27 protein-coding genes, 1 other RNA gene and 1 other annotated feature are annotated in these 26,337 nt (G+C 35.3%); of the genes, 25 read left to right on the forward strand and 3 right to left on the reverse strand.

The annotated features are described in order from the left end of the window. The first annotated feature begins 17 nt into the window (after positions 1 to 17). The 20 genes from BUB96_RS01655 (at position 18) to BUB96_RS01750 (ending at position 16,987) form a co-directional block, all read left to right on the forward strand. Positions 18 to 683: an HAD family hydrolase gene (locus BUB96_RS01655; protein WP_073295319.1), complete on the forward strand. Its 666-nt coding sequence runs from the start codon at positions 18 to 20 to the stop codon at positions 681 to 683. Positions 684 to 1,209: 526 nt separating this feature from the next. Next, entirely contained in the window at positions 1,210 to 1,905 is a 696-nt protein-coding gene (gene radC / locus BUB96_RS01660; protein WP_073295323.1) for a RadC family protein, read from the forward strand. A 197-nt stretch (positions 1,906 to 2,102) separates the two neighbouring features. After that, the gene (locus BUB96_RS01665) at positions 2,103 to 2,303 is read left to right on the forward strand and encodes a cold-shock protein (protein ID WP_073295326.1); all 201 of its coding nucleotides are present in this window, start codon (positions 2,103 to 2,105) and stop codon (positions 2,301 to 2,303) included. A gap of 301 nt (positions 2,304 to 2,604) precedes the next feature. Beyond that, the gene (locus BUB96_RS01670; RefSeq protein WP_073295329.1) at positions 2,605 to 3,618 is read left to right on the forward strand and encodes a rod shape-determining protein; all 1,014 of its coding nucleotides are present in this window, start codon (positions 2,605 to 2,607) and stop codon (positions 3,616 to 3,618) included. A gap of 104 nt (positions 3,619 to 3,722) precedes the next feature. Beyond that, positions 3,723 to 4,613, forward strand: a complete 891-nt coding sequence (gene mreC, locus BUB96_RS01675; RefSeq protein WP_073295332.1) for a rod shape-determining protein MreC — start codon at positions 3,723 to 3,725, stop codon at positions 4,611 to 4,613. A gap of 7 nt (positions 4,614 to 4,620) precedes the next feature. Next, on the forward strand, positions 4,621 to 5,151 hold the full coding sequence (gene mreD, locus BUB96_RS01680; protein ID WP_073295335.1) for a rod shape-determining protein MreD: 531 nt from the start codon (positions 4,621 to 4,623) through the stop codon (positions 5,149 to 5,151). Positions 5,152 to 5,160: 9 nt separating this feature from the next. Then, entirely contained in the window at positions 5,161 to 5,877 is a 717-nt protein-coding gene (locus BUB96_RS01685; RefSeq protein ID WP_073295340.1) for a septum site-determining protein MinC, read from the forward strand. Further along, positions 5,859 to 6,662: a septum site-determining protein MinD gene (gene minD / locus BUB96_RS01690; protein WP_073295343.1), complete on the forward strand. Its 804-nt coding sequence runs from the start codon at positions 5,859 to 5,861 to the stop codon at positions 6,660 to 6,662. Before BUB96_RS01685 ends, minD begins: the two co-directional genes overlap by 19 nt. A gap of 287 nt (positions 6,663 to 6,949) precedes the next feature. After that, positions 6,950 to 7,025: a sequence feature (ribosomal protein L21 leader region), on the forward strand. A gap of 20 nt (positions 7,026 to 7,045) precedes the next feature. Next, positions 7,046 to 7,354 carry a 50S ribosomal protein L21 gene (gene rplU / locus BUB96_RS01695; RefSeq protein ID WP_073295347.1) on the forward strand — a complete coding sequence of 103 codons (309 nt, stop codon included), beginning with the start codon at positions 7,046 to 7,048 and terminating at the stop codon, positions 7,352 to 7,354. 14 nt (positions 7,355 to 7,368) lie between these two features. Then, entirely contained in the window at positions 7,369 to 7,710 is a 342-nt protein-coding gene (locus BUB96_RS01700) for a ribosomal-processing cysteine protease Prp (protein ID WP_073295351.1), read from the forward strand. A gap of 39 nt (positions 7,711 to 7,749) precedes the next feature. After that, positions 7,750 to 8,034 (forward strand): 50S ribosomal protein L27, encoded by a 285-nt coding sequence (gene rpmA, locus BUB96_RS01705; protein ID WP_073295355.1) that lies wholly within the window; start codon positions 7,750 to 7,752, stop codon positions 8,032 to 8,034. Positions 8,035 to 8,135: 101 nt separating this feature from the next. Further along, complete coding sequence (locus BUB96_RS01710; protein ID WP_234945771.1) at positions 8,136 to 9,143, forward strand: class I SAM-dependent methyltransferase; 1,008 nt, start codon at positions 8,136 to 8,138, stop codon at positions 9,141 to 9,143. Between the two features lie 28 nt (positions 9,144 to 9,171). Beyond that, on the forward strand, positions 9,172 to 10,365 hold the full coding sequence (locus BUB96_RS01715; RefSeq protein ID WP_073295358.1) for an acetate/propionate family kinase: 1,194 nt from the start codon (positions 9,172 to 9,174) through the stop codon (positions 10,363 to 10,365). 193 nt (positions 10,366 to 10,558) lie between these two features. Then, entirely contained in the window at positions 10,559 to 10,759 is a 201-nt protein-coding gene (locus BUB96_RS01720; RefSeq protein ID WP_073295361.1) for a hypothetical protein, read from the forward strand. Continuing rightward, on the forward strand, positions 10,746 to 11,105 hold the full coding sequence (gene tnpB / locus BUB96_RS01725; RefSeq protein ID WP_073295366.1) for an IS66 family insertion sequence element accessory protein TnpB: 360 nt from the start codon (positions 10,746 to 10,748) through the stop codon (positions 11,103 to 11,105). Before BUB96_RS01720 ends, tnpB begins: the two co-directional genes overlap by 14 nt. A gap of 98 nt (positions 11,106 to 11,203) precedes the next feature. Beyond that, positions 11,204 to 12,757: an IS66 family transposase gene (gene tnpC / locus BUB96_RS01730; RefSeq protein ID WP_073295371.1), complete on the forward strand. Its 1,554-nt coding sequence runs from the start codon at positions 11,204 to 11,206 to the stop codon at positions 12,755 to 12,757. Between the two features lie 203 nt (positions 12,758 to 12,960). Then, positions 12,961 to 14,322 (forward strand): ABC transporter substrate-binding protein, encoded by a 1,362-nt coding sequence (locus BUB96_RS01735; protein WP_073295374.1) that lies wholly within the window; start codon positions 12,961 to 12,963, stop codon positions 14,320 to 14,322. 193 nt (positions 14,323 to 14,515) lie between these two features. Beyond that, positions 14,516 to 15,391 (forward strand): carbohydrate ABC transporter permease, encoded by an 876-nt coding sequence (locus BUB96_RS01740; RefSeq protein WP_234945772.1) that lies wholly within the window; start codon positions 14,516 to 14,518, stop codon positions 15,389 to 15,391. A 227-nt stretch (positions 15,392 to 15,618) separates the two neighbouring features. After that, positions 15,619 to 16,365, forward strand: coding sequence for a carbohydrate ABC transporter permease (locus BUB96_RS01745; protein WP_407639282.1), 747 nt, complete (start codon positions 15,619 to 15,621; stop codon positions 16,363 to 16,365). A 25-nt stretch (positions 16,366 to 16,390) separates the two neighbouring features. Continuing rightward, a complete protein-coding gene (locus tag BUB96_RS01750) occupies positions 16,391 to 16,987 on the forward strand; it encodes a YesL family protein (RefSeq protein ID WP_073295381.1) in 597 nt (198 codons plus the stop codon). Positions 16,988 to 17,119: 132 nt separating this feature from the next. Here BUB96_RS01750 and BUB96_RS01755 read toward each other — a convergent pair whose 3' ends face one another. From BUB96_RS01755 to BUB96_RS01765, 3 genes are all read right to left on the reverse strand, one after another. Beyond that, a complete protein-coding gene (locus BUB96_RS01755; RefSeq protein WP_073295386.1) occupies positions 17,120 to 17,620 on the reverse strand; it encodes a universal stress protein in 501 nt (166 codons plus the stop codon). Positions 17,621 to 17,694: 74 nt separating this feature from the next. Beyond that, a non-coding RNA gene (gene ssrS, locus BUB96_RS01760) (6S RNA) lies at positions 17,695 to 17,881 on the reverse strand. Between the two features lie 176 nt (positions 17,882 to 18,057). Next, on the reverse strand, positions 18,058 to 19,329 hold the full coding sequence (locus BUB96_RS01765) for a replication-associated recombination protein A (protein ID WP_073295389.1): 1,272 nt from the start codon (positions 19,327 to 19,329) through the stop codon (positions 18,058 to 18,060). 201 nt (positions 19,330 to 19,530) lie between these two features. Here BUB96_RS01765 and gshAB point away from each other — a divergent pair, with 201 nt between their 5' ends. From gshAB to mnmA, 5 genes are all read left to right on the forward strand, one after another. Next, on the forward strand, positions 19,531 to 21,846 hold the full coding sequence (gene gshAB / locus BUB96_RS01770; protein ID WP_073295392.1) for a bifunctional glutamate--cysteine ligase GshA/glutathione synthetase GshB: 2,316 nt from the start codon (positions 19,531 to 19,533) through the stop codon (positions 21,844 to 21,846). 14 nt (positions 21,847 to 21,860) lie between these two features. Next, the gene (locus BUB96_RS01775; RefSeq protein ID WP_073295395.1) at positions 21,861 to 23,015 is read left to right on the forward strand and encodes a cysteine desulfurase family protein; all 1,155 of its coding nucleotides are present in this window, start codon (positions 21,861 to 21,863) and stop codon (positions 23,013 to 23,015) included. 79 nt (positions 23,016 to 23,094) lie between these two features. Next, on the forward strand, positions 23,095 to 23,436 hold the full coding sequence (locus BUB96_RS01780; protein WP_073295398.1) for a hypothetical protein: 342 nt from the start codon (positions 23,095 to 23,097) through the stop codon (positions 23,434 to 23,436). Between the two features lie 121 nt (positions 23,437 to 23,557). Further along, positions 23,558 to 24,955 (forward strand): hypothetical protein, encoded by a 1,398-nt coding sequence (locus tag BUB96_RS01785; protein WP_073295403.1) that lies wholly within the window; start codon positions 23,558 to 23,560, stop codon positions 24,953 to 24,955. Positions 24,956 to 25,123: 168 nt separating this feature from the next. Next, positions 25,124 to 26,251 (forward strand): tRNA 2-thiouridine(34) synthase MnmA, encoded by a 1,128-nt coding sequence (mnmA, locus tag BUB96_RS01790; protein WP_073295407.1) that lies wholly within the window; start codon positions 25,124 to 25,126, stop codon positions 26,249 to 26,251. The last annotated feature ends 86 nt before the right edge of the window (positions 26,252 to 26,337 follow it).

The following is a 26,337-nucleotide window of genomic DNA, read 5'->3' on the forward strand; positions in this document are numbered from 1 at the left end:
ATCTTAAGGAGATTAGGATGAATAGAGTAAAGACGGTAATTTTTGATATGGATGGTTTAATGTTCGATACAGAAAAAATTTATTATAAAGCGAGTCAGGAAACAGCAGATAAACTTGGAATGGACTATAGTTTTGATGTTTATTCTAAATTTATTGGTGCCGGAAATGATATTATGGTCAATACCATGCATGAAATGTATGAAGATCATGACTTGTTGGCTCAATTTTTAAAAGATAGTGAAGAAGAACTTGATGATCAATTAAGAAATGGCCAAGTAGATCTACATGAAGGGCTAATCGATTTATTGGATTATCTAAAAAAAGAAGAGATTCCAGCAGTTGTGGCTTCCAGTACACATCGAGAACTTGTGGATCATTTACTGGAACGATTAGACGTTCGTCATTACTTTAAAGACGTTGTGGGCGGAGATGAAGTGCCTACAGCAAAACCAGATCCTGCTATTTTTAATAAAGCTTTTACTAAAACAGGAATCGAACATAAAGAAGAAGCTTTAGTTTTAGAAGATTCAAAAAATGGTGTTTTAGCAGCAGCTGGTGCGAATATTCCAGTTATTCATATTCCAGATATGATTAATTTAGATGAAGAAACAGCAGAAAAAACAGAAGCCATTTTACCTGATTTACACCATGTCATTAACTTTATAGAAGAAAAAAATAAATAAAAAATAAAATTTGATAAATAAAATTGAGTAAGTTTTGGATTTTTCCAGGACTTACTCAGTTTTTATTTAGTAGTATATTTTTAGGTCATAGAATGTCTGGCCATTTTGTAATAAAATCCTAAAATAAAACTGAGGAGACCCCAAAGTGAGTCTGCTTCGGGAGCTAGGCGGTTTACTGTACCAAGTGAGTATTAAAATGAGCTCTACTTGTAAGGGTAGCGGCTCTATCCTAACAAGTGAATGAAAAAAACAACTTCACTTGATCAGGTAATATATTCTGTCTGAATAAATAAACCAAATAATCATAATAAATATTTGTAATTATTCACTGAGATCGTTATAAAAGGAAGAAAAGATGCCTGAAAAGTTTTAAATTATGTTCAAATAATTTTCTGTTAAAACGGCTAAGGTAAGCTATTCTGAAATTTATTTAAAAATATTTTGCTTTTAAAAAAAGAAAATCCACTTTTTTTGCAAATATATATAGTAAGGGTATTTATATATATTAAGAAAAGAGGATGTATTGATGAGCAAAAAAGTACAAGAAACAAATATTCAGGTGATCCCAAATAACTCTCGCCCAAGAGAAAGAATGGAAAAACTAGGTCCAAAGGCATTGGCTGACCATGAATTATTGGCCATTATTTTAAGAACAGGAACAAAAGATAAAAATGTCGTGAATCTTGCGATGGATGTTTTAAGAGAGGTAGAGGATTTACACATGTTACGCCAGACCTCAGTTCAAGAATTAATGAAAATACCAGGGATTGGAAGAATTAAAGCCATTGAAATCATGGCAACTACAGAGTTAGGTCATCGAATCGCGGTAGCTCCACAAATAAAAGAAGGGACTGTGGTCTCAAGTAGTTGGGTTGGAAACTATTTAACCAAAGAATTATCTAATTTAACCCAAGAAAACGTGGTCGCATTATATTTAAACACCAAAAACGAAATTGTAAAAAAAGAAACCATATTTATTGGGTCCCTTAATAGCTCTGTCGCTCACCCACGAGAAATATTTAAAGGAGCAATCCGTTACTCTGCGGCTCGGATTATCGTTGCGCACAACCATCCTTCGGGAAATACGGAGCCTTCTGAAGCAGATTATTCTTTTACTAGACGAATGGTGGACGCAGGAGAAATGATGGGAATAGAAGTGCTCGATCATTTTATTATTGGAGAAAATAAATATTTGAGTTTAAGAGAAGAAGGTTTAATGTAGAACCTAGTGGATTACAGGGACTAAATTCTTTCAAATTAAAAGGTAAAACGCTTGAAGTTTTTATTTAAGGATGATATTATTACTTTAGCATTTTAGTAAGGAAGGAAATACAATGTGTAAAAAAGCATTCCAATTCGTACCTTGCAAATATGTGAATTTTATAAGTGCAATAAGGCACGAGGAGGAAACATAATATTATGGAAACAGGAACAGTAAAATGGTTTAACGCAGAAAAAGGATTCGGTTTTATCGAACGTGAAGGTGCAGACGACGTATTTGTACACTTCTCAGCAATCAACGAAGAAGGATTCAAAACATTAGAAGAAGGTCAAGCAGTTACTTTTGATATTGAAGAGGGCGACCGTGGACCTCAAGCAGCTAACGTTCAAAAAGCTTAATTCAATTAAAATCGAATTGTAAAAGTTAATTTTACAAATAATGGACCGAGGAGGCAATATTGTCCCTCGGTTTTCTTATTTTAAAATGAATTATCCATAATATATTTACTATGTGCTCACAATTAAAGAAAATTTCATATTATTTTTTGCATTCTTAATGCAAAACGGTAAATAAACAGGTACAATAGGCAATAGGCAAAATCATTGAAATAGATGTATTTTGCAACAACTTGTAAAAATATTTACTATAAATGAACGAATCAAAATCTTACAATAGATTTTTTACAAAAGGAGATTTTTCATGGTTTTATGGTTTAATAAAAAACGTATTGGAATAGATTTAGGAACGGCAAATACAAATGTTTATGTGGAAGGTAAAGGAATCGTCATTGGTGAACCGTCAGTAGTTGCTTTAGAGAAAGAGACGGGCGACATTGTGGCTGTGGGTGAAGATGCAAATAACATGATTGGACGTACCCCAGGTAGTATTGTTGCTACTCGACCAATGAAAGATGGTGTCATTGCTGACTTTGATACAACAGCTGCAATGATGGAGTATTTTATTAATAAAACGAGCAGTCGCTTTGGCTCCAAACCTCAGGTCGTTATTTGTGTACCAGGTGGCGGAACAGAAGTTGAAAAACGAGCAGTCGTTGATGCTGCAAGACTTGCTGGTGCAAGTGATGCATTCTTGATTGAAGAACCTTTTGCGGCAGCGATTGGTGCTGATTTACCAGTAAATGAACCCACAGGAAGTATGGTTGTAGATATTGGTGGCGGAACAACAGATGTTGCCACAATTTCTCTTGGTGGAATTGTTTCTGGACGTATGAACCGCTCAGCTGGAGATGCAATGGACGAAGCAATTACTTCATATATTCGAAATAAATATAACTTATTAATCGGTGAACGGACTGCCGAATCTGTAAAAATTGAATTAGGAAGCGCATCTGTTGAAGCAGCTAAAGAACTTGGCGAGACAGAAATACGAGGCCGTGACTTAGTCACAGGTTTACCTCAAACAATTTCTATTAAAGCAACAGATATCAGTGAAGCAATCAGTGAAGTAGTTTCAAACATTATGAGTATTGTTAAAGAAACGCTAGAAGATACACCTCCTGAGATTTCTGCGGATGTAATTGATCGTGGAATTGTCTTGACAGGCGGAGGAGCTTTATTAAATGGTTTAGCCGAAGTCATTTCAAATGAAACAGATGTCCCAGTCTTTGTGGCAAATGATCCATTGAATTGTGTAGCTATGGGAACAGGTTTAACTTTGAAACATGTTGAGATATTACAAAGAAAAAAACTTTAAGCGAGCTAAAAAAGTCTAAGAAGATTTGAGTTGGTTGCATATAAAAACCAACTCATTGTATCTTTAAATATACCGTAAAATGAGTGAAGGTGAGGAGTGATCAGTTGAAACAATATTTTAATAACAAAAAACTAATCACTTTATTAGTTAGTTTAATGTTTTTTATAGGAATCCTCTGGTATTCATTTAACAATTTTGGTTCGGCTCCCTATATCCAACAAGTAGTAAATGATATTACCTCAGTAGCTGGAAGAGTAATTTCTAAACCGGTGAATGCATTAAATGGCTTATTTTCTGATATAAATAATTTGCAGAATACTTTTGAAGAAAATAAAGAGCTTAAAGCTAAACTTGATGAATTAGCAACAATGCAAGCGGAGTTGACAACTGTAACGAGTGAAAACCAAAAGTTACAGGAAGAATTAGATTTACAAGCAACTCTAACCGATTATAATACAATAAGTGGAACAGTTATTGCCCGTAACCCTGATAAATGGATTGATCAAGTGGTTATTGATCGTGGGAATCGTGATGGTTTAGTTAATGGAATGTCCGTTATGTCTAATAACGGCTTAGTTGGCCGGGTGGTAGAAGTCAATCCAACGAGTTCTAAAGTTACATTGCTTACGACTAATGATGAAGCAGCTGTATATACGAGTGCAGAAATTGCTTTAGAAGATGAAACTCTTTTTGGAGTAATTAATGGATATGATACGAATAGAAAAGCATTAATTATGGAACAAATTACTTCAACATCAACGATTGAAGAAGGGGCTACTGTTACATCTTCAGGCTTAGGAGGTCTTGTTCCAAAGGGGTTATTAATTGGAACTGTTTCTGAAGTTTCGCTAGATCGTCATGGTTTGGGACAGCGAGTTTACATAGAACCAGCAACTAACTTTGAGGATATTCGGTTTGTCACCATTATTAATCGGGAAGCTGAGACAGTGGATAAATCTAATCATTCAGCCGATACGGAAGAAGAAAGTGAGTAGGATATTCATGGAGAAATGGCGACAAAATCTTATTGCAATCTTACTCATGTTTTCTTCAATCCTGCTCGACGGCTTTATTGCAAATACTTGGGCTTCAACTTTAGATACAAGTTTTGGGTTAATTATTCCACGTACGATTGTATTAATGATTATTATTTTATCTTTTCATTATAAGGAAGGATTTATGCTCGGAAGTGCTGCCGCTTTCGGTTTTATAATGGATACATATTATTTAGGTTTTTTAGGAGTCTATATGTCTTCATTCGTTTTGGTTGCTTATTTAACCTATAGTTTAAAACGGGTGATTCGTCCAAATGTCCTTTCTTACACACTGGTTGGAATTTTAGGGATTACGTTAGTAGAAATGATAGCTTATGGAATTATGCGAATATTGACGATTACTACGATTTCTTTTCAATATTTTATTGTCTCAAGATTGAGTGCAACTTTGCTATTTAATGGAATTGTAATGTTGGTATTTAGCTACTTTATTCATCTTTTAATTGTTAATATAATAGAAGAGTCTCAGCTTAGGTAGGTGCATAAATTGGAAAAAAAGGTAACATTGAAAGGAACGAACGAAGGCTATTTTTTAATTTTAAATGACCAAGCAAGTTTGGATGAAATAAACGAAGAATTGGATCGCTTATTCGAACAGATCAAAAAAGATAATAAACATGAACAAAATTTTGACTTAGTCATTGATACGAAGCATCGTATATTGGATGAAGCGACAAAGGAAACGTTAACTCAAAAAATTAGCGAACATACAAATTTTGTGATTAAATATTTCTCTGAAGAGGTCATCGATAAAGAATTAGCAGATAAATGGCATAACGATACTTCTCCGAAAATGATTGTTAGAAATATAAGAAATGGTCAATTGGTACAAAGTGAGCGAGATCTCATTTTATTTGGAGATGTTCGCCCCGGAGCTGTTATTCGTTCAACAGGGAATGTGGTTGTTATTGGTAATGTCCAAGGAACTATTCATGCCGGCTCAAAAGGGGATGAGGATGCAATTATCGTTGCTCCTTTTTTATTTAATGCTCAGGTTCGTATTGGTGAGCACGTTGAAGTTATTGAAAAGAATGCAGATGAAGAAGTAGAAGATACGAGCGATGAAAATTTGAAAAGACATCAAATTGTCTATTTAAATGATTTACATATGATCGAATTTGGAGAAGTAGAACATTTAGCTCGAATTCGACCGGATTTTGCTAAAGATTTAGGAGGATTCGAAGAATGGCAAAAACAATTGTAATTACCTCAGGTAAAGGTGGGGTAGGAAAAACAACCTCCACAGCTAATATAGGAACAGCCTTAGCTTTACAAGGAAAAAAAGTTTGTTTAATTGATATGGATATTGGTTTACGTAATTTGGATGTCGTTTTAGGTCTGGAAAATCGAATTATTTATGATGTAGTGGATGTAGCTGAAGGACGAGCTAAATTGCATCAAGCCTTAATTAAAGATAAACGATTTGATGATTTATTGTTCCTTTTACCTGCTGCTCAACATGCAGATAAAAATGCAATAGATACAGATACGATGAAAGAAATCATCGGAGAATTAGATGAATTTTATGATTATATTTTAGTGGATTCCCCAGCGGGTATTGAACAAGGATTTGAAAATTCTGTTGTCGCTGCGGATGCGGCTATTATTATTACTACGCCTGAAATTTCAGCTATTCGAGATGCCGATAGAATTGTTGGTATTTTGGAACAACGTGATATTGAACCTCCAAAATTAGTGATCAACCGAATTCGTAAAGAAATGATGGATACGGGAGATGTGATGGATATAGAAGAAATTTCTCGTCATCTCTCTATAGAATTGCTAGGGATTATCTATGAAGATGATCAAGTAGTTCGAACTTCTAATCATGGGGATCCTGTTGTATTAGATCCTGATCATATCTCAAGTAAAGGTTATCGAAATATTGCTCGACGTATTTTAGGCGAATCTGTTCCATTATTAACAATCAAAGAAGAAGTGAAACAGCCTTTCTGGAAACGTCTATTTGGATTTGGAAATAAAGATTAAATCTATGGCTCTAAGTCAAACTAAGCTATATGAAAGGAATTATTTAGGGGATACAGTTTTTACTGTATTCTCTTTTTTCATTATTAAATTTTTATAGCTTCGGTTAACAAGTGAGCGAAATTGCGAAGCCTACTTGTAAGGATAGAAGGGTTACCCTAACAAGTGAGCGAAAAAAAGAGGTCTACTAGTAAATGGAAAAAAGCATGAAAGTTTCTTAGCGATTGAGAAAAAGTGTTTGACGTGAATGTTAAACACTGGTATAATGCTAACGTTGTATTTGTGTAGCACCACATCTACAACCGCTCAGCTATAAGTCATAAGTACATGAAAATGTCACTTATACTGGCGAGTCTTAGATAAAATATATAGGAGGTGCAGCAAACATGTACGCAATTATTAAAACAGGCGGTAAACAATTTACAGTTGAAGAAGGACAAGAGATTTACGTAGAATTATTACCTGGTGAAGCAGGCGACACAATTACTTTTGAAGAAGTGTTGTTTGTTGGTGGAGACAATGCAAAAGTTGGTTCTCCATTAGTTGATGGAGCTTCAGTTGAAGCAAAAATCGAAAAACACGGTCGTGCGAAAAAAGTAACAACATACCGTTACTTACGTCGTAAAGATTCTCATCGTAAACAAGGTCACCGTCAACCTTATACAAAAGTTACAATTAGTAAAATTAACGCATAAAGAGTGATCGAATTATGATTTATGCCCATTTTATAAAACAAAATAATCAAATTAACCAATTTTCACTTTCGGGTCATGCGGAATCTGGACCAGAAGGACAAGATTTAGTTTGTTCAGCTGCTTCAGCCCTCGCAATTGGTACGACCAATAATTTAAATCGGATCGCACAAGTTGAACCAAAAGTCGATGCTAACGAAGAGGAAGGCGGATTTTTAGAAGTCATTTTGCCTGAAGATCTTGATGAAAAGCAAAAAGAACATGCAGAAATTCTACTTCAATCCCTTTATTATTCTTTGCTAGATATCCAAGAAACGTATGGAGATTTTATCTCTGTAACACAACAAAGTATGGGTTAATTTAAAAATCAGCTTACAAGTAATGGAGGTGCAACCAATATGTTAAAAATGAACTTACAATTTTTCGCTACTAAAAAAGGTGGCGGATCTTCATCAAACGGTCGAGATTCACAATCAAAACGATTAGGCGCAAAAACAGGTGATGGCCAAGTCGTTACTGGTGGTTCTATTTTATTCCGTCAACGCGGAACAAAAATTTATCCAGGTACCAATGTTGGTCGTGGCGGAGACGATACACTATTTGCTAAAACAGATGGAATCGTTAAATTCGAACGTCGTGGAAAAGGTAAAAAACAAGTTTCAGTTTATCCTGTAGCAAACTAAATACTCGAAAAAAATAGATCACAACTCGGTATAGACTCACGGGATGTGATCTTTTTTAAAGTGAAATTATTTACAATAACTCAAATAAAGGCGTGAAAATCGTGGAACCGACAGCAATAAATTTGTTTCAGATGTTAGATGAATCAACAAAAATTCTAAAAGAAGAGTTAGAAATTCCTTATTTAGAAGCGCTTATTCACACAGGTGAGAACTTAATCGACCATGGTGAAGTATTTAATGAGGAAAGTGTTTTGTCAGAAAACATTGTGAACGATTTAGAAAAACTTTATCAAAAGGTTGATTTAGTTCATTTTGATTCGGAAACTATTCGCCAAGCTATGCAAATTGCTTTATTGCGTGGAATGAAAGAAGACTATATCCAACCAAATTATCAAATGACTCCCGATTCTTTAGGATCATTAATTGCTTACCTTATTGAGATTATTGCTGAACCTCAAAAGAAATTCCATCTGGTAGATTTAACGGTAGGAACGGGAAATTTATTATTAACGATTTCACACTTTTTAAATCAAGTCCCTAATCGTGAAATATTACGATCTGGAGTGGATAACGATGAATTAATGTTATCTCTTGCATCGACAAACTCTGCGATCCAACGAACTCCTATAAACTTGATTTATCAAGACGCACTGTCAAATCTTTTACTTCAGCCAGCCGATATCATAGCTTCAGATCTACCGATTGGCTATTATCCTGTTGAAGAAACGATTCAAGAATATGAAACACGATTTAGAGAGAAAAATGAAAAATCTTATAGTCATTATCTTTTAATTGAACAAGCGATGAAATACTTAAAAGAAGATGGCTATGGCTTCTTTTTATTGCCAAGCAATATCTTTAATGATGAAAAGATTTCTGTATTGCTTAACTATTTAAATCAAGTAGGCTATATTCAAGGAATTATTCAACTTCCAAAAGAAGTCTTTGCGAATGAAGAATCAAGAAAATCTGTGTTGATTATTCAGAAAAAAGGGGAACAAGCAAAACAAAAAGAAGTTTTAATGGTCAGTGCGCCCGACTTTAAAGATTTAGAAGCAATGAAAATTTTCCTAGGTGAAATCACTGAATGGAAGAAAACAAATGAATGATAAAAATACTATTTAAGGAGATAAATAAATGTCTAAAACAATGGCAATTAATGCAGGTAGTTCAAGCTTAAAATGGAAGCTTTACGAAATGCCTGAAGAAGAAACTTTGGCTTCTGGGATTGTAGAAAGAATAGGATTAAATAATTCTGTATTTACAATCAAATATAATAACGGAAATAAATATGAAGATGTACTAGATATCAATGATCATGAAGTGGCCGTTGAATTATTACTTCAAAAATTAATTGAATTAAAAGTAATTGAAAATCTAGATGAAATTGAAGGAGTAGGACATCGTGTGGTTGCAGGGGGAGAAATTTTTAGTGAATCTGCATTGATTGACGACGAAGTTATCGAGCAAATCGATAGTATAATTAAACTTGCCCCGCTACATAATCTGGCAAACTTAACTGGAATAAAAGCATTCAAAAATGTTTTACCAGATATTACAAGCGTGGCTGTTTTTGATACTTCTTTCCACCAAACAATGCCAGCAGTAAACTTTATGTACAGTTTGCCTTACGAGTATTATGAGAAATATGATGCACGTAAATATGGTGCTCATGGAACAAGCCACCAGTTCGTATCAGAACGTGCGGCTGAAATGTTAGGAAAACCCTTAGATGAGCTAAAAATAATTACTTTACACTTAGGAAATGGTGCTTCTATCACAGCTGTGGAAAATGGCGTATCCATTGATACATCAATGGGCTTCACACCACTAGCAGGAGTCACAATGGGAACTCGTACAGGTGATATCGATGCTTCATTAATTCCATATTTAATGGAAAAATTAGATTTAACAGATGTTCAAGATATGATTGACATTTTTAATCATCAATCCGGTCTAAAAGGTCTCTCAGGTGTTTCAAGTGATATGCGAGATTTAGAAGCAGCTGAAGCAGAGGGTAACGAGCGTGCCGAATTAGCTTTACGTATCTTTGAAGATCGCGTCCGTAACTATGTCGGTCAATACATTGTTAAAATGGAAGGTGTAGACGCATTAGTCTTTACCGCTGGTATCGGTGAAAATGCACCAGAAACACGGGCGAACATTATTAAAAACTTAGAATTTATGGGCATTAAATTAGATGAAGAAAAAAATAATGTGCGTGGAGAAGAACGAGTAATTTCAACAGATGATTCTACTGCAAAAATTCTTTTAATTCCAACAGATGAAGAAGTAATGATTGCCAGAGATGTTGAACGTCTTAAAAAATAATTTATAAAAATTAAAAATAAAATAAGCAAATAAGCCAACTCTTTTATTAGGGTTGGCTTTTATTTTTTACCGAACTTCTTTTAATAAATGAGAAATCTATAAGCGTTTCGTAAGCGGTGAATAGCTGAGTACCTACCGGTACAAGATACCTCCTGTTAAACTTGAGACCACTCAATTATACAGGAGGTTTTATATGACTAGAAAACAAGAAATCGTACCCGTCCGACTTCAAGATGAAAAACAATCAGTTAACCCCCAACAGCGAAAGCAAAACCCACAAAAGTTAATTGCACGATTAAAGTTTAGCGATTCTGAACTCTTTATCTATGAAGGAATACGAGAACCATTATTACAGGTTCTTCTTGCGGAGTTGTGCATTCATGAAAATAATTGACTTTACAAAGGTAGGAAATATTTTTATCGTTTGTGGGAAAACAGATATGCGTCGCCAAATTGATGGTTTAGCAGCAACTGTCATTCAAGAATATGATATGAATGTGTATGATGATGCCCTATTTCTATTTTGTGGTGGCAAGAAGGATCGCTTCAAAGCTTTGTATTGGGAAGGTGATGGGTTTATTCTTCTCTATAAACGTTTAGAGAATGGCAGGCTAAAGTGGCCTCGGGACCAACAGGAAGTGAAACAATTGACATCACAACAGTTAAGATGGCTTTTAGAAGGATTGTCTATTGACCAGAAAGTTACGATCCAGCCTGCGACTGAAGGAAGTATTGTTTAATAGATGAGGTAGAAAGTGATAAAAATAATCATTTTCTATCTCGTCTTTTTGTTTAAAATATAGTAAAATATTTTTATTAACAACAAGGAGGCAAGCATATGTCTAAAAAGAGTGAGCAACAATTTGGAGTAATTATCGCAAAGCTAGATAAATTGTTAGAAGAGAATATAGGATTAAAGCAACAAATTGCTCAAAAGGATGATGAACTTGCCTTACAGAAAGAACAAATTGATTATCTCATGCAGAAATTATTTGGTCGAAAAAAAGAATCCATCATGGATCCTAACCAAGTAAATCTTTTTGATGATCAACTTTTTAGCTATCCAGAGCAAACTGGAGAACAAAGCGATGAAGAAGTTATTATTGAAAAACACAGTCGTCGCAAAAAAAGAAAAGGTTTGAAAGAACATCAATTAAAAAATCTACCTACGGTAGATCATATTCATGAGGTGGATTCTTGTACGTGTCCAAACTGTCAGAAGTCTATGAAGGAAATTTCTACTTCATTAGTGCGACAAGAAGTGAGATTTATTCCCGCACGTATGGAGAATCATCGACACTTTCAAAAAACCTATGCCTGTTCAAACTGTGAGAAGACAGGCACCCATACACCCTTTGTAAAATCAGAAGTACCAAAACTTCCGTTAAACAACACAGCAGCATCAGCTTCGTTGATAGCCGAAACGATGTATCAAAAATTTGAACAAAAAGTTCCAGCCTATCGACAAGAAGCCCATTGGGCTTTATTAGGGTATTCTATTCCACGGCATAATATGACGAACTGGCACATCAAGTGTTCCGAATATTACTTTGAAGATCTTGTTTCAGAAATGAAAAATGAGCTGTTACGCTCAGAAGTCCTTCATGCCGATGAAACAACCTTTAAAGTGCTGGCGGATAAAGATCGTCAGAAGTCTTACATGTGGTTGTTCAGTGCGGGGAAATATGCCGAGAAACCCATACATATTTACAGGCTGGGACCTTCCAGAGGTGCGGAAGTACCGAAGGCCTTTTTAGAAGGTTACCAAGGGTATTTACATAGCGACGGTTTCTCAGCCTACAATAAGCTCGAAGGGATTACCTCAGTTGCCTGTCTGGCACATATTAGACGCTACTTTTATGATGCCCGACCAAAGGAGTACAGACCAGACAGTCCTGCTCATCAAGGCGTTGCGCTCTGTAATGAGTTGTTCGCTCTCGATAAGAAATTCGCTGACTTATCGGCTAAAGAGAGATACTATTTGCGGTTGAAAGTTCTAAAGCCAAAATTGGAGCACTTTTTTGACTGGTGTGAATCGTTATCTGTCTTAGGTAAGACAAAACTCGGAACGGCTATTTCTTATGCGTTGAAACAAAAAGAGCGTATGATGAATGTTTTGAAAGACGGCCGATTAGTCTTGTCGAATAACTTAGCGGAACGAGGAATTAAAACCCTTGTCATCGGCAGAAAAAATTATCTTTTTTCTGCTTCTTTTAAAGGGGCGCAGTCAAATGCGACTATTTTAATCTTGGTTGAAACAGCGAAAGCCAACGGCTTACATCCTCGAAAGTACTTAGAATATTTATTAACCCACCTACCAAATCGAAAAAATACACCTCTGGAGGCTTATTTACCATGGGCTCCAAAGGTGCAACATGAATGTAGCATATAATTTATATTGATTTTTGGACTTCTCTTATTATAGAGAGGTCCATTTTTTATTATAGGTGTATACCTATTCACCGCTTACAGCGTTTCGATTGCTTCTTAATATAAGAAAGGGTATTCTCATTCTAACAAGGAAAACGTAACCGTATCCGTTTTTCGTTTGTAAACCCTATGAATAAAAATTATTAAAAGAAAAGAGGTTTTAAAATGGGAAAAAGTAAAGGGAGAAAATTGCTTTCAATCGTTTTAATGTCATTGATTGCTTTTGTGTTAGTAGCTTGTGGAACAAATGGAGATACAACAGATGATGCATCAAATGGGGGAACAGATGAAGGAACGACAAGTGGTGAAAAAACAGAATTGGAATTTTGGTCATTTTGGGGTGGAGGCTCAAGAAGAGAGACCATAGAATCAATTATCGAGGACTTCAATGATTCTCAAGATGAAATCGAAGTTACCCACGTTTACCAACCTTGGGGAGATATTTGGACAAAAGCCTTAGCGGCAGTAGCTTCTGGTAATGATATTCCAGATATCATTGTTCAAGATATTAATACAGTGAGACAACGCGCGGATGCTAACCAAGCAACCAACCTTCAAGAATACTTAGATCAAGAAGATGAAAATCTCGAGGGATTATTCTATCCACAATTATGGGATACCGTCGTTCATGAAGATGAAGCGTATGGTTTACCTTTTAATACCGATACCCATGTCTTGTTTTACAATAAAGATTTATTCGAAGAAGCTGGTTTAGATCCAGATACTCCGCCGAAAACATGGGATGAGTTAGAAGAGATGGCTCGTCAGTTAGATGTTCAAGAGGGCGATTCGTTTGAACAGTTTGGCTTTTACCCGCTTTGGAACTTAGGTTTAGATGTTTGGACAATAAATGCGGATGAAGGGACAAGCTGGTTTGATGACAATGGCGACGTGAAAATTAATACACCTGAAAAAGTGTCCGCTCTAGAATGGGTCTTAGATTGGCAAGACTATTATGGACAAGATACAATCAATTCGTATGAAGCAGAATTTGATTCGGGCCTAGCAGATCCATTTATTTCAGGTCTAATAGCTATGCGTGGCCAAAATATTAATTACTATACAGATTTACGTGAAAATGCACCAGAAGATTTTAACTTTGGTGTAGCCCCTCTTCCGGAATACGAAGAAGGTAGTGGACCTTGGACTTGGGGTGGAGGTTTTGCTCTAGAGATTCCTTATGGAGCTGAAAATCCTGATGCTTCTTATGAATTTATGAAATACCTTGTTTCTACAGAAGTACAAACCACCTTTGGTTTAAATAGTTTTGATATTATGGCAAATCAAGAAGCGAACGAAGCTTTAGAAGATCATCCAGATTTAGATGAGAACGGTCATATGATTTATAAACTTGCCCATCAAAATCTTGATTATACAGTTATTACTCCAGTGCCTTTAACTGCACCAGACTATCTACAGCTAGTAAATGGACAACTCGATGAGGCCTTGTTAGGAAACAAAACACCACAGGAAGCCTTAGATGCTGCGCAAGAATCTGTAGAAAACTTAGTCGAACAGAATGAATAGTTTTCTTTTTTAAATAAAAAAATAAAAATATAAAAAAATAAGAAAAAGGAGACAGTTTTTTATGTCTCCTTTTTGAAAAAAATAAAGAATTAGAAAGTTATAGAAAGTAGGGGTTATTATGGCGACTAAGCAAGAAGCATTACCCAATAAGAAACCAAAGAGAAAGTGGAATAAACGAAAAAAAAGAGAAGCAATGTGGGGCTTATTCTTTGTTTCCCCATTTATAATTGGTTTTGCCGTGTTTTTACTAGGCCCTATGCTATTTTCTTTATATGGCAGCTTTACCAATTACAATCTAACTTCAAAAATGGATTTTTTAGGGTTAGCGAATTTTAAGAGAATGTTCACACAAGATGAATTGTTTTGGACTTCTTTATATAATACGGCTTACTATGTTATTTTTAATATTCCTTTAACGACGCTTGGAAGTATCTTTTTAGCCGTGTTGTTGAACCGGCGTATCAGAGGAATTAGTATCTTCCGAACGATTTTTTATTTGCCGGCTATATTATCAGGAGTTGCGGTTTATGTTTTATGGATGCAGTTATTATCTCCTTCAACTGGTTTAGTTAATACTATATTGGCCTTTATTGGGATAAAGGGACCTGCTTGGTTGTTTGATCCGAATTGGACGAAACCTGCATTAATTTTAATGAGGCTTTGGAGTGTAGGGGGATCTATGTTGCTTTATCTAGCTACCTTACAAAATGTTCCCAAACAACTTTATGAATCTGCTGAAATTGATGGAGCGAATAGTTTCCAACAGTTTTTAAATATTACTCTGCCCATGATTACTCCAATTATTTTTTATGATATTGTGACATCAACAATTGGGGCTTTCCAGATCTTTCAAGAGGCTTATGTAATGACTGAGAGTGGGACTGCAGGACCTGCGAACTCACTACTCTTTTATAACTTTCATATGTGGAATAAAGCATTTGTAGCTTTTGATATGGGGTATGCGATGGCTATGTCCATGATTCTCTTTATCATTGTATTAGTTCTCACTTTTATTAATCTGAAAGTTGCACCACGCTGGGTACATTACGGAGGAGGGAATAGTGCATGATTAAGTCATCAAATCATTCTAAATCAACAATTAAAACAGGCACTTCAGTAGATTCTCCTATCGAACATACAGAGACAACTGGGTCTACAATAGAAGAAACCTTATCGCCAAAAGTTGCGACTAAAAAACCATATAAAAGTAAGAAAAGAAAAGAGCAATGGGGGCATGTATTTACTTATTTTCTTTTAATAGCAGTGAGTATATTACTGCTACTGCCTTTAGTCTGGATGTTATCCGTTTCTTTAAAACCAATGGTAGAAATTGCTCAGTTTCCTCCTAATTTATTTCCTGTAGATATTCAGTGGAATAACTATCGTGAGATGATGGATGCTTTTCCTTTCTTTAAATACGCTGGAAACACTTTGTTCATCACTGTGTTTGTAGTTGCTGGAAATATTATTTCGAATTCCTTTATTGCTTATGGATTCGCAAAAATTGATTTTCCTGGGAAAGGCATTTTATTTGCAATGGTTTTGTCTACCATGATGATTCCAGGATTTGTAACCATGATCCCTCAATATATTTTATTTAGTCGGATTGGTTGGGTAGGAACTTATTTACCACTAATTGTCCCTGCATTTTTTGGTAATGCTTTTAATATCTTTTTGATGAGACAGTTTTATTTATCAATAGATAATGAATTAATAGAAGCTGCTCAGATAGATGGAGCAAATCATTTATATATTTGGAGTCGGCTAATGATTCCTTTAACAAAACCGGCCTTAATCACTATTGGAATTACTTCCTTTAATGGAGCATGGAACGATTTTCTAGGGCCATTACTTTACATCCAAAAAGAAGATCGTTATACATTGCAGATTGGTTTACAAGTTTTCCAAAACCAATCAACCACCCAATGGAACTATCTAATGGCTGGAGCTACTTTAGTTCTTCTTCCAACTGTCTTACTATTCTTAGTGGCTCAGAAATACTTTATCGAAGGAATGGATTTATCAGGTGGAATGAAAGGATAAAAAATAAGAAGAGGAGAGGCTATATTTGAAAAAACTTGATCTTACAACAGCAGCAGTTACTTTTACAGAATGGTTTTCAGGTATAGCAATCCTTAACTTATCTTGGTTACTGTTTTCTCTACCTATTTTTACACTGATTCCAGCGACAGATGCTGTTTTTGAAGTGGTGCATGATTGGAAAGTAGAAGGAAAGCCAGAAAGTATTTTTACACAATTTACTATTTTTTTCAAAAGAAATTTTAAAAAAAGTTTCAAATTAGGTTTGCCTATATTTATTAGTATTTTGCTTCTTATAATGGATTTGTATTTTTTAAATTCATTTAATCAGCCGACGACAACTTTCCAAATTTTTAAGTATGCTTTTTATACGTTTGCAATTTTGATTTTATTAATGATTCTTTATGTTTATCCTTTATCTAAGAGACAACAAGAGGCTTCCCCTAAATTATTATTATTTGCTTTTATGTTAATTGTGGGGAATTTGAAAATAACCTTTTCCATACTTATCATTTTAGTTGCTTGTCTATTTATATTTAATTGGTTTCCAGCCATGTTATTTTTCATTCCTGTGAGCGGGTTAGCTTGGTTAGGAGAGACAGCTTTAGAAAATATAGAGAATTAAAGAATAATGGGTGGATCATTTATATTATTGAATAGTTGAAAATTTGATCCCATTATATTTAGAAAATATGGTATATAAAATAAAAAATCTCCCTTTCCTCTAGTAAGGAAAAGTGGAGATTTTTTAATTTTTTTAGAAGTTATTATTGGCTATTCGATTATTTTCATGGGTTTCTGCTTCATCAGAACGAGCAATCAGAACATCACAAGGAGCATTTCGAGCAACGTATTCAGACACTGACCCAATCAGGAGACGTTCGACAGCATTTAATCCTGTGGCTCCGAGTAGAATCAAATCAATATTATATTCTTTAGGAAGATTTGTAGAAATTTCTATCTTAGGGGAGCCAACTCTTAAGATGATTTTCACTTCTGATAGGTGTTGCTTTTCTGCCCATTTTTTATAGGTATTTAAAGTAGTTTCTGCCATATTATAAACCTGATCAATAAAGGTATTGTCTTGATCCGGGCGATCTAAATTAGGGAAAATTCTCAAGTTTCGACTATCACTAATATGAGCAATGAAGAGTTGACTCTTATTTTTCTTCGCAATGGCAACTGCTTTTTTAAAAGCTTGTTCTGCCTCATCTGAACCGTCAATAGCGACTAATATCTTTTGATAGTTCTTTTCCATTTTTTTCCCACCTTCAAAGTTTGATATAAATAAAACCACTTTGCATAAACAAAGTGGTTTTACGTTTCTTATGTAGGATATCCGATCGTGCCGTTTGGTTACCTTGTACTTTTGAACCCGCTATCTGCAGGTGGGCTTCACAAAGAGCTACTTTGACTTCCAAGTGAAAAGGCTTGTCATTGTTTCTCTTATTAGAATCCCTTATATAAATGACTTGTAGGGTTCACGCATTATGAGGTATCGCGTACACATCAGATATCAACTTCTAAGTAAAGAATAGCATAACAGGTTCTAACTGTCAAAGGAACGGTTTGAGATAAGAACTTTTTTTAAAAGTTTCCTCATTAGGTTCTGCTATTCGATTGGTTAAATCATAAATCATTTAATCGCATATTGCAAGATATTTACCTAAAAAATATTATTAATTTATGATTCAACTATTTTTTATTTGAATTAAATTTTAAATATTGTTTTGCCAATGCTGTTTCAAATTTACTTGTAGGTTTTGGTTCATAGTATGTTTTCCCTATTAAAGGATCAGGGAGATATTGTTGTTCGACCCAAGCATTTTCATAAGCATGAGGGTATTTATAATCCACTCCTCGGTCCATTTCTTTTGCACCTTTATAATGAGCATCTCGTAAATGGTCCGGTATATGTGTTGCTTTTCCGTTTTTAACATCCGCAATCGCAGCATCTAATGCACTATATGCTGAATTTGATTTTTCAGAGAGTGCTAATTCAATGACAGCGTTGGCAAGGGGAATACGCGCTTCGGGAAAACCCGTTTTTTCGGCAGCTAAAACAGCCGTTACCGCACGAGCTGCTCCGGCCGGATTAGCCAGTCCAATATCTTCATAAGCAATGATAATTAATCGCCGACAAATAATCTGTAGTTCACCAGCTTCAACTAACCGAGCTAGATAATGAAGGGCAGCATGAACATCACTCCCACGAATAGACTTTTGAAAAGCAGAGATCACATCATAGTGGGCATCCCCATCTTTATCGTGGGTCATTGCTTTCCGTTGTAAGCATTCTTCCGCAATTTCAAGGGTTATATGAATAACACCTTTATCATTCGGCTTGGTAGACTCTGCAGCAATCTCTAATGCGTTCAACGCACCACGCATATCGCCATTAGTCGCTCGAGTAAAATGAGTCAGCGCTTCATCATCAAGATGAATATTTAAAGAACCTAATCCTTTTTCTTTATCCGCTAAAGCACGCTCAATGCCCACTTGAATATCATGATCGGACAGAGGCATTAATTCAAAGATCTGCGCTCGACTTCGAATGGCAGGGTGGATAGAAATATACGGATTTTCAGTAGTTGCACCAATTAAAATAATTCGACCACTTTCTAAATGAGGGAGCAAGAAATCTTGTTTTGGTTTATCCAAACGATGAATTTCATCCAGCAATAAAACGACGCTCCCACTCATTTTGGCTTCTTCTGCTACTATTTGTAAATCTTTTTTCGTATTCGTAGCCGCATTAAGCATTCGAAACGCATATTTGGTAGATCCTGAAATAGCGCTAGCAATACTTGTTTTCCCAATTCCAGGTGGCCCATAAAGGATCATTGAAGACAGACGTTTGGCTTCGACCATTCGCCAAATAATCTTCCCTTCTCCGACTAAATGCTGTTGTCCCACCACTTCTTCGATAGTTGTTGGACGTATACGGTATGCTAATGGTTGATTCAAAGGAAGTCTCCTCTCAGTTAATTACTTCTTCTATTATACATGGAAATAAAGCAAAATGCGACTAAGTAGAACGTTTGTTCATGCGACATTTAAACAAAAAAACAAAAAGCAACTAGCCTTTCCGTTCAAAAAGATACGTTCTTACATATAGTTATGTTAAAATAATAAAGATTACATGTATAGAAGAATTGAGGAAAAAATATGAATATAGCAACCATTATCAAAGATAACGACCTTCAGTCTTTATTTACGGAAGGAAATTTTGGGATAGAAAAAGAAGGATTGCGAACTGATCCTTCTAATCAATTAGCCATGACCAATCATCCTCATGTATTAGGGAGTCGGGTATATCATCCTTATTTACTAACAGATTTTAGTGAAGCTCAACCAGAAATTGTAACTCCAGTTCAACCCTCTTTAAAATTAACATTTAATTGGTTAGAAGCTTTACATGATGTGCTTCACCGTTCTATGAACCAAGATGAATATTTATGGCCGAACAGTATGCCAAATCTTCTCCCTGATGAAGATGAGATTCCAATTGTTCGTTATAATGATCCCGATGCCATTCGATATCGACAGCATCTTGCGGATAGCTATGGGAAGAAAAAGCAAACAATTAGTGGAATTCACTTTAATTTTTCGTTTAGCGAAACGTTTATTGAGGGAGTTTTTCAAAAGCAAACAACTTATCAAACAAAAACAGAACTTCAAAATGAACTTTATATTAAATTATCTGCCAACTTTTTAAAATATGAATGGCTTCTATTATATTTATTTGGAGCAAGTCCTTATGCTGATTCAGGATTTTATGATTCGAAATCCGGTCGCTTACTGAAAAAGCCTACAGATTATGTACGTAGTTTGCGAAATAGTTCTTTTGGTTACCATAACCATGATGAAGTCATTGTTAATTATGATTCGGTTGATAGTTACGTTAAAGATATAGAAAATTTTGTAGAGACTGGACATTTATCTGAAGAACGAGAATTCTATGGAAATGCACGTCTCCGAGGCAAAGGGGATTCTTTACGAAAAATGCTTGAATCAGGTGTTCAATACGTTGAGTTTCGTTCATTTGATCTTAACCCACTGGATCGATTAGGCATTTCTTATGCGCAAGGCCGCTTTTATCACCTATTCTTTTTATATATGATTTGGATAGAAAATAAAGCGACTCGAGACGAGATAATCGAAGGTCAAGAAAAAATGTTAAATACAGCAGATGAAAACCCCCATGAAGTATCGGCTTATCAGAAGGAAGCTTTGAATATCTTAGAGGGTATGCTTAGTATGGTAAACGATCTTTCTTTAAATGATGAATTTGAAGAACTCATTCATAAAGCTCAAGAAAAATTTTATCATCCTGAGGAAACGCTAAGTGCTCGTGTAGCAGATCAAATTGAAGAGCAAGGATATCTAACATTTAATCGTAATTTAGGCTTAGAATTCAAAGAGTTTTCAACTGAACGTCCTTACGTTTTAAATGGTTTTGAAGATATGGAATTGTCAACACAATTACTAATGTATGATGCTATTGAATTGGGCGTTGAGGTAGAGGTTTTTGATCGAGCGGATCATTTCTTAAAGCTCTCGCACGAAAATATAGTTGAATATGTTAGAAATGGAAATATGACAAGTAAAGATACAACAATTTCACATTTTATAATGGAAAACAAAACAGTCACAAAGAAAATCTTAGCGGAGGCTGGTTTCAATGTTCCTGGTGGGGGCGAATATCATTCAATAAAAGAAGCTTTGGACCACTATTCAAACTATCAAAATCAACCGATTGTTGTAAAACCAAAATCGACCAATTATGGGATTGGGATCTCTGTCTTTAAAAAATACCCGGATAAAACGTCTTATAAAGAAGCTCTCGACATCGCATTTCAAGAAGATGATACTGTCCTTGTTGAAGAGTTTGTTCCAGGTACTGAATACCGTTTCTTTGTTTTAAATGATGAAGTGGGGGCTGTATTATTGCGAGTACCAGCAAATGTGATAGGGGATGGAAAATCAACAATTCATGAGTTAATTGACCACAAAAATGACGATCCTTTACGAGGCGCTGACCATCGAGCACCTATGGCTTATATTGAAAAGGGTGCAATTGAAACGTTAATGTTAAAAGAACAAGATTTGACATTTGATTCTATCCCAGAAAAAGGAAAAACTGTGTATTTACGAGAAAATTCCAATATCTCTACAGGTGGCGATTCAATTGATTTTACAAAAGAGATGGATGAGAGTTATAATGCTATAGCTGTAGGGATTGCGAAAGCATTAGACGTAAAGGTGACAGGGATTGATTTAATTATTCCCGATTATAAAATCCCAAGTACTGAAGAAAACCCAGGATATTCCTGTATTGAAGCAAACTTTAACCCAGCAATGAATATGCATGCTTATGTAACGAAAGGTAAAGGACGACGTTTAACAAAGGGAATTTTGAAAATGCTTTTCCCAGAGCTTGTCCAACAACAAAAACAGCAAATACAAGAAACCAATAAGTAAAGGAAAGGATTTAAGTGAAAGAAAAGATATATTTAGATCATGCGGCAACAACACCAATGGACCCAGAAGTCATTGACGTAATGACAAAAGCCTTAAGTGAAAACTATGGAAATGCATCCAGTATCCATCAACTAGGAAAGAAAAATCGTGTATTAATTGACTATGCTCGTCAAACCATGGCTGAAAGTATCGGTGCCAAAACGAATGAAATAATTATTACCAGTGGTGGAACAGAAAGTGACAACACAGCCATTATAAAAACAGCAGAACATCTTGCGGATCGTGGAAAACATATTATTACAACAAATGTTGAACATCCAGCTGTTTTAAACCCAATGAAATATTTGGAGAATAAAGGATTTGAAATCACTTACTTACCTGCGGATACTAAAGGGAAAATTACTCTTGAACAAGTAAAAGAAGCCATTCGACCAGATACTATCCTTATTTCAATTATGTATGGCAACAATGAGGTAGGAGCCATTATGCCGATTCAAGCAATCGGAGAATATTTGAAGGAACTTGATCAAGAGATTATTTTCCATACCGATGCAGTTCAAGCATATGGTTCAATACCATTAGATGTCGAAGCATTAAATGTTGATTTATTAAGTGTCTCTGCTCATAAAATGAATGGCCCTAAAGGAATTGGGTTTTTATATATTAGAGAAGGAATAAAAATTCCTAGTTTATTACTTGGTGGAGCTCAAGAGAATGAACATCGAGCAGGAACAGAGAATATTCCGGCTATCTTAGCTTTTGAAAAAGCAATCCAAATTCATCAAAAAAATCAAACGGAAAATTACAATCATTTAATGGAATTGAAAAAAACATTTATCAAAGAAATGGATGAAGCCGATATAGATTATTCGGTAAATGGAGAGATTAATGATTCTTTACCTCATGTCTTAAGTCTTTGTATTCCAGCTATTCGCTCAGATATGTTATTGATTCAAATGGATCTAGAGGGCGTATTTTTATCGGCAGGTTCTGCTTGTTCAGCAGGTACACTTGAGCCAAGTCATGTTTTAATCGCTATGTTTGGTGATGAAGCAACCGAAATTGATCATACGCTTCGATTTAGCTTTGGAGTTGGAACGACTCTTGAGGAAATTAAAAAAACAGTGGAAATTTTAAAAAAATTAACCCTTAACATGCAAAAACACTGAGTTGTACACAGAGCCCATATAGCTTTTTGTTCATTATTATGCTATATTTATAATGAAGTAAATTGAGAGGAGTTTTCAAATGACGCAGTCAAATGAAGCGTCCTTATCGGGAAGCAAACAAAAATATCGTGTACATCCAGATGCAAAACGATATACCATGCGCGACAATGCCTTTGTCGAAACGAAAAATGGTAATTTTCAATATGAGCGAGTACTTTCTACACAACCAGGTTCAAAATCAGCGCCGATATTAAAAATTACTGTTTCTAAAGATTTTTCAAATCTAAAACTTTCAACAGTAGCCGCCAATGGAATCAAAAAGGTGGATCTGTATGCAAATGATCAGATGAAAGAGGCTAGAGAATTAGCCGAATTTTATTTGGAAGATTTCGTAAAGGAAACCGTGCTTGAAAAGGTATGAATAATTAATTAACACCACAGTTAAATATTCAATCGTATAAAAACTCTGGATAATGATTATCTAGGGTTTTTATTTTATGAAAAAAGTCTTGAATAGACAGAAAGTCGTGAGGTGAAAAATATTGAATTTACTAAATGATATTAAAGAAAACAATCTGGTAGAATTATTTATAACAGGAAACTTCGGCTTAGAAAAAGAAGGTCTCCGTGTACAAGGGAATGGGAACTTGGCGATGTCTATGCACCCTGAATCTTTAGGAAATAGAGAAGTAAATCCCCATATCAAAACAGATTATGGCGAAGCACAACCTGAAATAATTACGCCGCCTTTAGCCTCTTATTCAAAAGCACACAACTGGTTACAAACCTTGAGTTATGTTTTATTGGCAAATTTACCGGATGAGGAATATATGTGGCCCTTTAGTGTACCTTGTAATCTACCGGATGACGATCGTTTAATCAATATTTCTCAAACGACAAATATTGAGTTGGAAGAATATCGATTGTATACAGCATCAAAATATGGGAAAAAACGTCAATTAGTCAATGGTATTCATATCAATTATTCGTTTAATCCTCAGTTTTTAGAGCATCTCTTCGCCATCCAAACTCAATTTGAAACACTCGAAGCTTTGCGTGATGAATTATATTTAAAATTAGCAAGCAATTTCTTGCGTTACCAGTGGATACTTGTTTATTTATTCGGTGCAACCCCTGTAGCCGAAGCAAACTTCTTTACTGATCCTTTTTTCAAAAATAAAAGTATTCCACTAGAACCTATGCGAAGTTTACGAAATAGTAAATTTGGTTTCACGAATCACCCAAAAGTCGTTGTCCGTTATGATTCGATTAAAAATTATGTAACTGATTTACAAGAAGCAGTACAAACTGGTAAATTAAAAAAAGAACGTGAATATTATGGAGCCGTGCGACTTCGGGGAATTGTAAAAGATTCAGCGAGTTTGCTAGAAGATGGGATCCAATATTTAGAAATGCGCTCATTTGATAATGATCCTTTTGAAGTATCGGGCTTATCTGAAGAAACCCTCCAATTTATTCATTTATTTTTTATGACGATGCTATGCTTACCAGAAAAAATTTTGGCTTCTGAAGCTGAAATAGGAAACGTAATAACTAAACAAGTGGCCAGTGAGCGTCCTTTTTCTAAAACAAAAAGGATAGACGAAGGTTATTGGCTATTAGGACAAATGCAATATGTGATAACAACTTTAGAACTAACTTATGATTATGCAGAATTGGTTGATCAAGCAGCCGCAGCATTAGAAATGCCAGAAAAAACAATCGCCGGTTGTATCACAACCATTTTAGAAAGTGGCAGTTCTTTGCTTACAATGGGAGAAGAACTCGGGCGCCATCATAAAAAGGAAATACTAAGCATCCAATCATTAGCAGGGTTTGAGCACCTTTCACTTGCTGAACAGCTTCAAGTTGTGAATATGCTGCAACTCGGCGCCGACGTCCCTTTAGAGTATATTAAAAATATACATATGGTTGATTAATAGATTCTCCCTCATCTTTTAATTGGGGATAAAGCGATAAGTTTGCTTTTTTCCCAATATCACTTTATAATGTGGAACGTTGGAAATTTCGAACCTTCAAATTCGATTAGATTTTCAATTAGCTTTCTTGCTTGCAAGAAAAATCTAAATAGAAATGATGGTGATAAAATGAATGAAAACGCAAATACTCGTGTAGTTGTTGGAATGAGTGGCGGTGTAGACTCTTCCGTGACAGCCTTGCTTTTAAAAGAACAAGGATATGATGTGGTTGGTATTTTTATGAAAAACTGGGATGATACCGATGAAAATGGTTTTTGTACGGCAACAGAAGATTATAAAGATGTCGCTTTAGTTGCTGACCAAATTGGTATTCCATACTACTCAGTGAATTTCGAAAAACAATACTGGGACAAAGTCTTTACGTATTTCTTAGAAGAATACAAAAAAGGCCGCACACCAAACCCTGATGTTATGTGTAATAAAGAAATCAAATTTAAAGCTTTCTTAGATTATGCAATGGACTTAGGCGCTGACTACGTAGCGACTGGACATTATGCCCAAGTAAAACGCGATGAAAACGGCGTTACGCATTTATTAAGAGGGGTAGACTCAAACAAAGATCAAACATACTTTTTGAATCAACTTTCTCAAGCACAACTTTCTAAAGTTATGTTCCCATTAGGTGGCATGGAAAAATCGAAAGTTCGTGAAATTGCAGAAAGAGCAAGCTTAGCAACGGCTAAGAAAAAAGATTCAACAGGGATTTGTTTTATCGGAGAAAGAGACTTTAAAGACTTCTTAATGAACTTTTTACCTGCGCAAGCCGGTGAAATGCGTACGTTAGATGGTGACGTTGTCGGACAACACGATGGACTCATGTATTATACAATCGGCCAAAGAAAAGGTCTAGGCATTGGTGGTAGTGCAGATGGATCTAATGAACCATGGTTTGTTATTGGTAAAGATTTAGAAAAAAATGTCCTTCTTGTTGGACAAGGCTACGAGAATGAACACTTATATGCAACCACTTTGGAAGCATCCGATTTTTTCTTCACAACCGATGAAGAATTTCCTCTAAAATTCCGTTCAATGGCTCAATTCCGTTATCGACAAAAAGCAGTACCTGTTACTGTTTATTTGGATGAAACACGAACAAAAGCCCGTGTTGAATTTGATGATCCTGCTCGTGCAATTACTCCTGGACAAGCAATTGTTCTTTATGATGGAGAAGAATGTATAGGTGGCGGAACGATTGATGCCGCATATAGCGAAAATAAAGAATTACAATATATTTAATTAAATTGATTTAAAGCTTCACTGAAAGGAACTTCCCTTTTGGTGAGGCTTTTTAACTATTGAAAAGGTCTAAGGATTTGTTTAGA

Source organism: Atopostipes suicloacalis DSM 15692, assembly GCF_900129085.1.
In the GTDB taxonomy this organism is placed as follows: domain Bacteria; phylum Bacillota; class Bacilli; order Lactobacillales; family Carnobacteriaceae_A; genus Atopostipes; species Atopostipes suicloacalis.